Source organism: Pirellulaceae bacterium (assembly GCA_029243025.1).
Taxonomy (GTDB): Bacteria; Planctomycetota; Planctomycetia; order Pirellulales; family Pirellulaceae.
Map to the genome: position 1 here is coordinate 25,229 of JAQWSU010000021.1, position 11,551 is coordinate 36,779.

At 51.9% G+C, this 11,551-nt stretch carries 7 protein-coding genes; 3 read left to right on the forward strand and 4 right to left on the reverse strand.

Annotated features, from left to right (window positions below; all coding sequences use genetic code 11):
• Window positions 1-67: 67 nt before the first annotated feature.
• The 3 genes from P8N76_09400 to rsgA all read left to right on the forward strand — a co-directional run bounded on the left by P8N76_09400 (window position 68) and on the right by rsgA (window position 6,053).
• Window positions 68-2,689, forward strand: a complete 2,622-nt coding sequence (locus tag P8N76_09400; protein ID MDG2381879.1) for a RecQ family ATP-dependent DNA helicase — start codon at window positions 68-70, stop codon at window positions 2,687-2,689.
• Between the two features lie 246 nt (window positions 2,690-2,935).
• Window positions 2,936-4,903, forward strand: coding sequence for an ATP-dependent zinc metalloprotease FtsH (gene ftsH / locus P8N76_09405; protein MDG2381880.1), 1,968 nt, complete (start codon window positions 2,936-2,938; stop codon window positions 4,901-4,903).
• Between the two features lie 22 nt (window positions 4,904-4,925).
• Window positions 4,926-6,053, forward strand: coding sequence for a ribosome small subunit-dependent GTPase A (gene rsgA, locus P8N76_09410; protein MDG2381881.1), 1,128 nt, complete (start codon window positions 4,926-4,928; stop codon window positions 6,051-6,053).
• 26 nt (window positions 6,054-6,079) lie between these two features.
• Here rsgA and mobB read toward each other — a convergent pair whose 3' ends face one another.
• The 4 genes from mobB to P8N76_09430 all read right to left on the reverse strand — a co-directional run bounded on the left by mobB (window position 6,080) and on the right by P8N76_09430 (window position 11,000).
• The gene (mobB, locus tag P8N76_09415) at window positions 6,080-6,574 is read right to left on the reverse strand and encodes a molybdopterin-guanine dinucleotide biosynthesis protein B (protein ID MDG2381882.1); all 495 of its coding nucleotides are present in this window, start codon (window positions 6,572-6,574) and stop codon (window positions 6,080-6,082) included.
• Between the two features lie 45 nt (window positions 6,575-6,619).
• The gene (locus P8N76_09420) at window positions 6,620-8,068 is read right to left on the reverse strand and encodes a sulfatase (GenBank protein ID MDG2381883.1); all 1,449 of its coding nucleotides are present in this window, start codon (window positions 8,066-8,068) and stop codon (window positions 6,620-6,622) included.
• An 85-nt stretch (window positions 8,069-8,153) separates the two neighbouring features.
• Complete coding sequence (locus P8N76_09425) at window positions 8,154-10,025, reverse strand: glycerophosphodiester phosphodiesterase family protein (protein MDG2381884.1); 1,872 nt, start codon at window positions 10,023-10,025, stop codon at window positions 8,154-8,156.
• A gap of 180 nt (window positions 10,026-10,205) precedes the next feature.
• Entirely contained in the window at window positions 10,206-11,000 is a 795-nt protein-coding gene (locus tag P8N76_09430) for a cyclase family protein (GenBank protein MDG2381885.1), read from the reverse strand.
• Window positions 11,001-11,551 lie beyond the last annotated feature (551 nt).

An 11,551-nucleotide genomic window follows, 5' to 3' on the forward strand; every position in this document is an offset into this window, starting at 1 on the left:
CAAAAGCATCTGTCGAATGTAAAGTTGGAAACTCGCTGCAGCAAGCGAGCTTGGCAAGTAGGCCTGCATGTCATCTGATCGAGAATCGTCGCCAGACCATTACCTGTCGAAATTCGGCTTGATTGATTTTCGGCCGGGCCAGAGGGATGTGATTGAGACAGTCTTGAACGGAGACGATTGTCTCTGCATCATGCCCACCGGAGGCGGCAAGAGTCTTTGTTATCAGTTGCCGACGCTGATGCGGGACGGTGTCACGCTGGTGGTTTCACCACTGATCGCTTTGATGAAGGATCAGGTTGATTCACTTTCGCGGCGAGGAATTGGCTGCAATTACCTGAACAGCACGCTGACGCCGGCTGAACAGGCGGATTGCCTCGGCAGACTTACCGACGGGGAATATTCCTTGCTATATGTGGCGCCGGAGCGTTTTCGCAGCCCACGCTTCTTAGAAGCCATCGGCCGCACGCGAGTGCAATTATTGGCTGTCGATGAAGCGCATTGCATTAGTGAATGGGGGCACGATTTTCGCCATGATTATGCGCGTTTGGGTGAGTTTCGAGAGCAATTAGGTAACCCTCAGACGATTGCTCTGACCGCAACAGCAACCGATGAGGTCAGACGGGATGTTGCGAAACAGCTGAATCTGAATGACGCAAAGACATTCATTGCCGGTTTTGCCCGTCCCAATCTTCACTATCAAGTGCAGGCCCATTCCGGGCATCGGGACAAACGAGAGGCGTTGCGTGCATTTATCGACGAAACGCCCGGATCAGGGATTGTCTACGCGGCCACTCGGAAGGCATGTGACGAACTTGGTAGTGCCATGGCAGATTGGCAGAAGCGTGAAGTGGTGGTTTACCATGGAGGATTGTCAGGAGACGAACGTCGGTCTGTTCAGGAGGACTTCATGCAGGCGGAGGATGCGATCGTTGTCGCAACCAATGCTTTCGGGATGGGGATCGATAAATCAAATGTGAGGTTTGTTGCTCACTATAATATGCCGGGTAGTTTGGAAGCCTATTATCAGGAAGCGGGAAGGGCAGGCCGTGACGGCCACGATTCAAAATGCGTTCTGTTTTACTCGCCCTCCGATCGTTACATCCAAGAATTCTTCATCGAGAGTGCTTTTCCTCATCGTGAGACGATCGGACAAGTTTACGACTATCTTCGGATAAGAGACGAAAACCCGATTGAAGTTACCCAGGAGGAAATACGCAACACGATTGAGTCTTCCATTAGCAACGAAGGAGTCGGGACATGTGAACGTCTGCTGGAAAAATGTGGTGTGCTCGAACGACTTGAACCGCATCGCAAGATGGCGATGGTGCGAATTGATTCTGACGTTCCATCGCTTTGTGACTTCCTGTCACCGAAAGCTCAGACTCAGCGGACTGTTGCACGAGTGATCGAAAAACGAATCGGTGCGAGGAGATACGAGCTGGTTTACGTCTATCCCCATGAGATCGCAGAGGCTGCAGCGATGGCTCCGGCTGCAGTGAATCGAGCGATTCGTGAACTCAATCGATTGGAAGCATTCACTTACATTCCACCTTTTCGCGGTCGCGCACTCCGCATGATTCGCAAAGATCAGCGATTTGAAGAACTGGAGTTGGATTTTGCCGATTTGGAAAAACGTCGCCAGGCAAATCTAGACAAACTCCAGCAGGTGGTTCAGTTCTCAACTTCACATCGTTGTCGGCAAGAAATCCTGTTGAATTATTTTGGCGAAACCAATTCGGCGGATTGCGGTCATTGTGACAATTGCCATTCGCGGGGACCACTTGACGAAGCAGGTGAGCAGCAGCCGGTGGATGAGCGAATCCAGACGGTGATTGCCAAGTTGTTGAGCGGTGTTGCTCGCACGCGTGGACGCTTCGGAAAACAGATGGTAATTGGGATGCTGTGCGGGTCTCGATCGGCGAAGGTGCTGAAGTGGAAGCTTGATTCACTCAGTACGTTTGGCGTGCTGCGACAATTTACCCAACCCGAGGTAGGGGAGTTACTTGACGTGGCCATCGCCGCCGGATTGATTGAACAGCCGGAAATCGATCGATTTCGCCCGATTATCAAGCTCACGGACCGAGGTGTCGAAGTGATGAAGGGCCGGCTACCCCTAATCAATTTACGTCTTCCACGTTCGCTCCAGCTCAAAATCTGCGGCAGTTTGCCAGCTCAATCGGCAAATTCCGCACGAAAGAATCGATCGGAGCCAGAGCCGGTCATCACACCCGCTGAATTACCGAACAATGGTCCTGTTCCGGTCCCTGCAGTTCGAATCGATCAGGCCGATTCGCTGCCAACTCCCAAGCGTCCAGCACAAGGTGCTATGATTTCCTCAGGTGCACAAGACGATTTGAGCAGTGATCCCGAATACTGCCTGACGTGGCGATTATTGGCAGTTGACGGCTATTCGTTGGAACAATGTGCGGCAATTCGCCGTTTGAGTGAGGAGCAAATCCTGGATCATGCCCTCAGGGCGGTTGAAGAGGGACGGCCAATTCCGCTGAAAAACGTCTTTCCAACGGCTGTTTTCGACCATCTCGAGGAGATGGTCGGACAGCAACCGAATCGTTCTTTTCGCGCCGAAGTTGCCAAGTTGCCAGATACGATTACGCCTCATCATTTACAACTGTATTGCAAGTGGCGAATCGCCGAAACGTCCGATGATATAACGACTTTTGATAATTGAATTCGCCCCGACCTGGATCGAAAAAAAGGTCGGAGTGGTTTACAATTCACTGCGGATAGCAACGATATTTCATGTGAAGAGTAAATGCGAGCCAGCATTTTGCCGGTAAACTCGCCCATGATGAGACTCATTCGACAGTTTGAGTGATAAAAAGGACAAGAGAGGATCCAGATGTCCACCGACTCTCCGGACAACGACAAAAAGTCCGAGGAAAAAAAGTCATTAGTGCGTCCAACGGGCCCCAACATGTGGTTTCTTATTGCGTTGGTCTTCGCGGGCTTTGTCATTTTCTCGTTTAATCAAAAAGACACGCCCACGGCAATTTCGATTCCTTTCTTGAAGGAACAGTTGAAGAAGGGAAACGTTGAGTATGTGCAATTCGAGGGTTATGAGGGAACCGGTCGCTTCAAAGAGCCTCCTGTCGCTCCGAAGGAGTTGAACAGCAAGGGAGATTTGGTTGAACAAAAAGACAAGGTGATCTCGGAGAAGGTTAAGGATGATGGAGAGTCGGAAAAGGGAGGTTTTTTCAGCGTTTCGATCCCGCTCTGGGCCAGTGAAGAAGAGCGAACCGATCTGGCGAACCTAGTCGCCGAACATACCCAACCGTTGCCTTATAAAGAGCCGTCGGACCGGTCAGCAGTCTTCGTGACCTTTCTCAGTCTGTTGTTGCCTATTCTTCTCTTTGTTTTTCTTTGGTCTATGTTCCGCCGTACGCGGGATCAAATTATGGGTGGCGGATTCCTGTCTGGATTCAGCAAAAGTCCAGCGAAACGCTACGAGTCCACCGATGCGCCGATCACCTTTAAAGACGTTGCCGGTCTGGACGGTGTCAAAGCGGATCTCCAGGAGATGGTTGATTTCTTGAAGGATCCCGAGCAATTTCAACGGCTCGGCGGCCGCGTTCCAAAGGGGGTGTTACTCAATGGACCTCCTGGAACCGGTAAGACGTTGCTGGCCCGAGCCGTGGCAGGCGAAGCCGATGTGCCGTTTTTTACAGTCAGTGGTTCCGAGTTCATTCAAATGTTTGTCGGCGTGGGAGCAAGTCGCGTCCGCGATCTATTCCAGAAGGCAAAGGAACACTCGCCGGCCATCATCTTCATTGACGAAATTGACGCAGTGGGGCGTCAGCGTGGTGCCGGTTTGGGAGGGGGCCACGATGAACGCGAGCAAACGCTCAACCAAATCCTGAGCGAGATGGATGGCTTCACGCCCACCGATTCAGTGATTGTGATCGCTGCCACCAACCGACCGGACGTGTTGGATCCTGCTTTGCTGAGGCCAGGCCGTTTCGATCGCCACATTACCGTTGACCGACCTACGTTGAAAGGTCGTGTCGAGATGTTCAATGTTCACGTCCGAGACATCCCGATGGGCGAAGATGTTGATCTAAAGCGATTGGCCGAAGGATCCGTGGGGTTGACGGGAGCTGATATTCGCAACCTCGTCAATGAGGCCGCCCTATGGGCCACGCGAAACGGTAAGTCGAGGGTCAACATGGAAGATTTTGAGTATGCCCGCGACAAGATTCTCATGGGGCCCAAACGGGAAGAAGTCTTGTTGGGTGAAGAAAAAGAAAAGACTGCTTATCATGAGGCCGGACACGCGCTGTTAGCCTGGTTGACGAAGGGGGCTGATCGCGTGCACAAGGTGACGGTGATTCCACGGGGCAGGGCTCTTGGCGTCACTCAGACCTTGCCGGAAGAGGATCGGATGAATATTTCGGAAAGCGAGTTGCTCGATCGACTCGCATTCCTGTTGGGAGGACGGGCAGCCGAGAAACTTGTTTTCCACGAATTCAGCGCTGGTGCTGAAAATGATCTGGAGCGAGCTACCGAATTGGCTCGTCGAATGGTGACCAAGTGGGGGATGAGCGACAAACTGGGGCCCGTGAGTTACAAACTGAGTGACGAAGATCCGTTCTTGGGTCGTGAGATACACCAACAGCGTCAGTTCAGCGAGCACACGCTTCAAATCATCGATGATGAAGTCGCTCGCATTCTGCATGATGCCTATGATCGTTCGATCAATATACTCAACGAAAGTCGTGAAAAGCTCGATGCTTTGGCGACCGCCTTGGTGGAACGCGAAGAGGTCGGTGAAAAAGATATTGTGGAATTAATTGGACCCTCTGTGCATCACAAAAAGAACGGCAAACCGTTTGTTGATAAGGACGAGTCTGGCGAGCTGGCCGCACAAGATTCTGGGCAGCTCTAATCTCAGACATGACTGACGACGCATGTCGAGCAACAAAAAACGGAAAATACGAACCGAATTTCGCAAGAATCGCGGAGTTCGTGTGCGACGCGGCGATCTTACCAAAGACTTTCAGGATCATGGCTTCGAACAGGACGATTCCGCTTCTTCCGAACGCGTCAGTGGCAAAGGGGCTCTCAGCCGCAAGCGAACCATCGTTGGTGAGCAGGCTGATGATGATTCGGGTCTCAACGTGTTGCCCGAGGTTGATGAGGCCAACTGTCTGAGTGGGACGGTGCTGAGCGTTGGTGGCTTACACAACCCAGTGCAAGCCGATCTCGATGGCAAAATCTACCAGTGTGCCACACGGCGTTTGCTCAAGACGCTAAGTACCGACCAGCGGCATGTGTTGGCGGCAGGAGACCGTGTCTTATTTCGGCCTGCCGACAACCAAGAAGGAATCATTGAAAGGATTGAGCGACGGCATGGAGTACTCTGTCGTACTAGCAAGGGACGACAGCATGTGATGGTCGCGAACATCGACCAAATGCTGATTGTCACAAGTGCGGCTGAGCCCACCTTGAAGCCTCATTTGATTGACCGGCTGCTCGTGACCGCTGAGAAGTCGGAAATTCGCCCTGTCATTTGCATCAATAAAATTGATCTCGTTAATCCTGCTGATTTGCAGCCGCTGATCGGTGTCTATGGACAGATGGGCTATGAAACGCTCGTGCTTTCGGCAACGGCTGGACTCGGCACCGAACGGCTTCGGCAACTGATTGTTGGCTCTCGTAGCGTTGTGGTTGGCCAAAGCGGTGTCGGCAAATCTTCGTTGCTGAACGTGATTGAGCCAGGTTTGGACTTGCGAGTTTCGACGGTGAGTACCGACACGGAAAAAGGACGTCACACGACGACTGCTGCACGGCTGATTCCTTTGGAGTCGGGCGGATATATTCTCGACACACCGGGGATTCGGCAGTTTCAATTGTGGGACGTGATAAACACCGAGATTATTGGCTTCTGCCGCGATTTGCGACCCTATGTCTCCCACTGTCGATTTCCAAATTGCAGCCATACGCATGAAGCCGATTGTGCGATTAAAGATGCGGTGGCTGACGGTCGCTTGGATGTGCGACGTTACGAGAGCTATTGCCAGATGCTTCAAGATTAAGCCAGGAGCTTATATATAGCGCGAGCTTAGTTTAACGCGAGTTTAGTGATCCAATCTGCGATGCTCGTCACATTGGATCGGGGCAACACTTTCGTTTCGATTGAAATATCTTCATCGGTGACGACCAGTTGGATACTGGAGTCGGTGCTCGCCAGCGGCGCCGTTTGGTTAAGATTGCGCCAGACTTCTATTTTTGGCGCGTCGGCACGTGTGTCGCCTTCGACCAAGATCAAATCACAATCACTCATGAAGCTTTCCAGCATGTGGTATGGCTTGTCATCTGGGAGCTGTTCGCTTTCCCAGAAAACGGCGTTCAACCCCTGCGAAACGATGCCAACGGCTGCGGCTCCAGCAGTGCGATGCTGATGGGAGTCCTTGCCGGGTACGTCCAGTTCGTGTTCGTGGTGCGTGTGTTTGATCGAGGCAACTTTTATTTTTCGCTGTCGAAACTCGCGAATGAGCTCAACCACGAGCGTAGTTTTCCCTTGGTTCTTTCCGCCGATGATGTGGATTCGCTTCATGTTCTCTCAAAATGTGTGAAAAGGCTCTGCGCTGTACCCGTTAATTCAATTGCTCGAGCGTGGCGTTGGCATGATGGCCTCGACTTGAGTCCTCCAGTTCTGCAGTGAATGATGCAACTGATCTCTTAATTCAGGTTGTGCTGCAGCGAGGTTGTGCTGCTCGGCAGCGTCTTGTCTGAGATTGAATAGTTCCAGCTTTCCGTCTTCGTACCATTCGATCAATTTCCAATCTCCATCCCGAACGGCCCCCGTGGGTGCTCCTCCTTGATTGCCGTAATGCGGGAAGTGCCAGAAAATGGGGCCCCGCTCACGCTCCTGCCCCTTCAGTAATGGCAAAAAACTTTTCCCGTCGAGGTGCACTTCGGGTTGAGATGGCAAACTTGCCAATTCAAGAATGCTTGGAAAAAAGTCGGGGCTAGTCACCACCTGATCAGATTGGCTATCTGGTTTTGTCACGCCGGGTGCTCGAACGAGTAATGGTTCCCGAATACCACCTTCGTACATCCAGCCTTTGCCAGCTCGCAGCGGCAGGTTGCTTGTCGGATGACCTTCTGAGGTAGACAAGCCTCCGTTGTCGGAGGTGAGGATGATGACCGTGTTGTCCGAGAGGTTCAATTCGTCGATCGCATTCAGCACCTTACCGACAGCCCGATCAACCGCATCCACCATCCCTCCATAGACGGCATGTTCCTGAATCAGCCGCGATTTGCGGCTACCTTCCTTCCCCCAGATCGGTCCTGGATGTTTTAGTTGCTTGCGCTTGTTGGCATATTTTTGTTGCAGATCTTTTCGGGACATCAAAGGTGTATGCACGGAATAAAAGGAAAGGTAGGCGAAAAACGGTTGTTCCCGATGTTGTTCGATAAAGCGAATCGTTTCGCGGGCCAGTCGATCGGGCAGGTGTTCGCCAGGCTCTCCATCATCGAGACGCGGGTTACCATAGGGGGAGAAGTATTTGCGACCTCCGTACGGTCCGCCACGATCGATCCCGCCTTGATTAACGTCGAAGCCTTGGTTCTCCGGCCAATGACCTTCCGGGCCAAGGTGCCACTTGCCGGCGAAGAAAGTGCGATAGCCGTTTTCTTTTAAGGTTTCGGCTAACGTCACCTCCTTCAGCTCCAAACGATCGCGATAAGGAGCGGGTAGTAGGGTCGTGCCTCGTCGCCATTTCGCCGGTTGATTTCCGCCGGACGGGCTGATGTACGTGGTGATTCCCAGCCGTTGAGGGTACTTGCCCGTCATGATGCTCCCCCGAGTTGGTGAGCAGACGGGACAAGCCGCGTACGCATTCGTGAATTGCATTCCGCTTGCTGAGAGCCGATCGATATTGGGAGTCTCATAAAACGTGCTGCCGTAGCAGCCCAGGTCTTTCCAGCCGAGATCGTCGACCAGGAAAAATACGAAGTTCGTTCGGTTCGGTTCACCCCACGCGTTGGTAGCAGCATTCAGAGAGACGAGCCCGGCGATCAGGATCAGGCCATGGCAACGACTCATGGTGGATTCCGGCAGGTTGGAGGTGTCGTAAATGTCGAACGCTTGGGGCTTTATTCTAGTCGCTATCCGCTCAGGTGTCGCGAATCTAAAAAGATTCGATGTTTTGATTCATTGCTGGACTCGCCCCGAGTAAACTCGCGACTTCGATCATTAGCCGTTCGATAGTGCTGAGCTCCGTACGTTGCTTCAGTACTGATTTAGCGAGTGCAGGCTTGTCAGTGATGAGGTTGTCAACACCGCGACCTATCATCATTGACATTGTCACCGGATCGTTGACCGTCCAGACGTAGACCTGTTCGTTCGAATTATGAGCCGATCGTACGAAGCTTCGTGTTGCCAAGCCCGTGTTGACAGCTAGGAAATTAACGTCGGATCGAGTGAGGTCACCAATCGCAACTGCCGTTAGTAAGCCAACAGTCCAATCCGGTTCAATTTGGCGGATCTTATCAATACCGGATTGTTTGAGTGACATGATGACAATGTCGGATTCCATGCCGGCTGCTTTCACTAGGTCGACCACGCGTTGCTCAAGTTGTTGATCGTGTCCATAGTATTTGAGTTCGATGTTCAACTTCACGCGACCCTTGCAGATTGCCAGAACTTCTGAGAGCAGCGGGACACGTTGGTCACTGAACTTGGGGTCGAACCAACTGCCAATATCAACAGATCGCAGTTGTTTGGTAGTTGATTCCCAGATTTTTAGCTTGGAATCGCCAATCTTTTTGAGGTCGCTGTCATGCACAACGACAACTTGTCCGTCCAGCGATTCTTGAACATCGATTTCGACCCAGTCAGTCCCTTGTTCAATGGCTTGTCGGATGGCAGCCAGCGTGTTTTCAGGCGCCGAAGCGGAAGCACCTCGATGTGCCGTAACCTCGGTTCGGTCTTTGGTTTGCACCTCGTTGAGCATTCTGTGTCCGACAAAGGCGGCGGTGATCAAACCGACAATTGCCATCACGGTAAAGGATTTGCGTGACAGGCGAAAGAAATGTTCAACGCCCGCCATCGCCGGTCTCGGTTGCCAATCGAATTGTTGAACCTTGCCAGCTCCATAACGCTCGTACAAATGCACCAGCATCACCGCAAAAGTTGTGGTACTCAAGAGGTTAATTAGTAGGTTGGCTGCACTCAGTAGCAGCAAGGTGAATCCGGCAGCGACGACGAGCAACCAGAGTGATCCTGACGTGCGACTGACGATCATGTTGCCAGTCACTCCCACGATGCTCGATGCGATTGCGGAGCATAAACTGTTCAAGAGAAACCAAATTACAAGCCATCCAATCAAAGTCAGTCGCTTTCCTTGGGTTCGCCGTTGACTTTCACGTAATACGTTTTTCGGAGCGATCTCTTCGAAAATCGCCAGTGGTAATGCCAAAACCCAACCGGACATAAACCAAGTCAAAGTGAAGGTGAGAACGGTGCCTAAAATACCACCGATTACCACAGCCAATATGAAAGCCGGCGGTTTTTCTTGCAGGTAGAAGTTGATGTCAAACTCGGTTAAAAGCGACCTGTAAACGAGGCCGGCGATGATTAGAAATGGCAAGGCGATCAAAATGCAAAAGGCAAGCAAACGAATCGTAACATGGACAACCGTAGCTGCTTGAACGGCTGTATTCCTTAATACAGAACGCAGGCTGAGCTGTTTGCCGCACATTTTGGCCGCGACGATTTGCATCAGGGCAGCCTGTTCGAGGGCGAGAATGGTGACCAACAGCGATCCGATCAAAATCAGCGTGGCACCGCCGAGGGGCTCCAGCAGAAATAACAGAATATCTTGGTCGGCGAGCACTGTTCGTCCGGAAAGGTTAATTAAGATCCGAAAGAACAAACCAACAATGGGTGTGAGCAGGATGAAGGTAATGACTTTGTAAACGATGTCGGTGGCAGCAAGTTGCTTCCAACAGGAACGATAACTGTTCGACATGAGCTGCCACAGAGTACTCGCTGATTTCAATTCCAATCTCCTGCATTTGCAATGACACTTGTGTGCTTGTCGTGACGATCGCGCAGGTAACTCTTGGCAGCTGCTGCGACGCACCTGTTCAGATTCGATTTCGACGGAAACGGAGCAATATTCACGACAGTTTCTATAAGATTGGGATCGAGGTCCAGCCGGGGAGTTGGAATTTCCAGCTTAGTTCTTTTTATCTTCCGGAAGAATTGCGACTGCACGACACCATCCTGCGCTTGCAGATCGGATTTTTACGGGCAGGCAGGAGATAAGAAATCCGGTCGGTTCGGGAAGCTGATCAAGATTTGCCAGTTTTTCGATTTGGCAATACTCGCGTTCGATTCCGGCAAAATGGGCAGGCCAAATATGGCGCCCGTCTCCCGTTCGTTTGTAGTCGTCCACCATGTTTTGAAAGGGACGGTCGAGTGTATAGGCATCGATACCAATCACTTTTACACCTTGATCTACAAGCCAGATGACGCCTTCTCGCCCCAAGCCGGGTTGTTCGAAATAAGCGGTCGAATCAAGTCGTTTGTCGGCGCCCGTTTGCAGCAGCACGATGTCTCGTGGTTGCAGCTGATGCCCAATTATTTGAAGTTGATCCTTGAGATGATCGACGGTGATGATGTCACCCACTGGGATATGCCGAACGTCAATCACCACGCCGGGCGCCAAGCACCAGTCGAGTGGGATTTCATCAATTCGTTTTGCAGGCTGTCCTTCCGATTCGGGGGCGTAGTGATAGGGTGCGTCGACGTGTGTCCCCGTGTGGGTGATCGCATTGACGTACTCGATTGCCCAACCTTTGCCTTTTGAATAGACAAGATCTTCTCGGGTGACACCAAAGAATTGCTCCATCTGTGCGAGCCCCTCGTTTTCGTGATCGACATAGCGAATCTCGGGAGGAATAGGTTCGCATTTCGGCAGGTGTTCCAGCGGGACACTCAGGTCAATGATACGGGCGTTTTCAATTGGCATAGCGATTCCGTTGGTGTCACTGGATGAGAAGAGCCAGATCCGTTTTTGTCTGCCGTTCACACTTCTTTGTGCCTGCGAAAGATTTGTCCCGGTGGTTGGATTTTTCTTTCTTTAACGGGCTGGGCTTCAAGGGGAGGGGCGAGGCCACCCACGGGCCGTTCGTCAAGCTGTTTCGATAGATTGACAAAAGCAGGGGAAGGCTGGTAAATGCCGACAGAATGTTCAGCCTGACTTGTCGATTTGGTGACGTTTGAACCAAAACTTTTTCCTGCAGGGAACAGTCTGTTTCTTGATCAGTCGTTAATCGTGGTTTCCCTCTTGTCGACCAACGGTTCACGATGAAATGGTTCAGTGTCATCTTGCAGTGGTTGAGAACTTGCGACTTGATGTTGTCGCGAGAGCAAGGTTGCCCTACTCCAGGGTGTGTCGCCTAAACCAGTGTGTTAGTTGGCATCGTAATGGCGATGTCACTTGACCGTCAAGTCGGCAGGGCAATAGGAGGTTTGCCCCTCTTGGGGCGGCGTGATGAAAGCCGAATCTACTGGGGTTGC

Excerpts from the sequence above, each read along its gene's own strand:
- P8N76_09400 (MDG2381879.1), top strand. The coding sequence starts at position 68 with ATGTCATCTGATCGAGAATCGTCGCCAGACCATTACCTGTCGAAATTC.
- ftsH (MDG2381880.1), top strand. The coding sequence starts at position 2,936 with ATGTGGTTTCTTATTGCGTTGGTCTTCGCGGGCTTTGTCATTTTCTCG.
- rsgA (MDG2381881.1), top strand. The coding sequence starts at position 4,926 with ATGTCGAGCAACAAAAAACGGAAAATACGAACCGAATTTCGCAAGAAT.
- mobB (MDG2381882.1), bottom strand. The coding sequence starts at position 6,574 with ATGAAGCGAATCCACATCATCGGCGGAAAGAACCAAGGGAAAACTACG.
- P8N76_09420 (MDG2381883.1), bottom strand. The coding sequence starts at position 8,068 with ATGAGTCGTTGCCATGGCCTGATCCTGATCGCCGGGCTCGTCTCTCTG.
- P8N76_09430 (MDG2381885.1), bottom strand. The coding sequence starts at position 11,000 with ATGCCAATTGAAAACGCCCGTATCATTGACCTGAGTGTCCCGCTGGAA.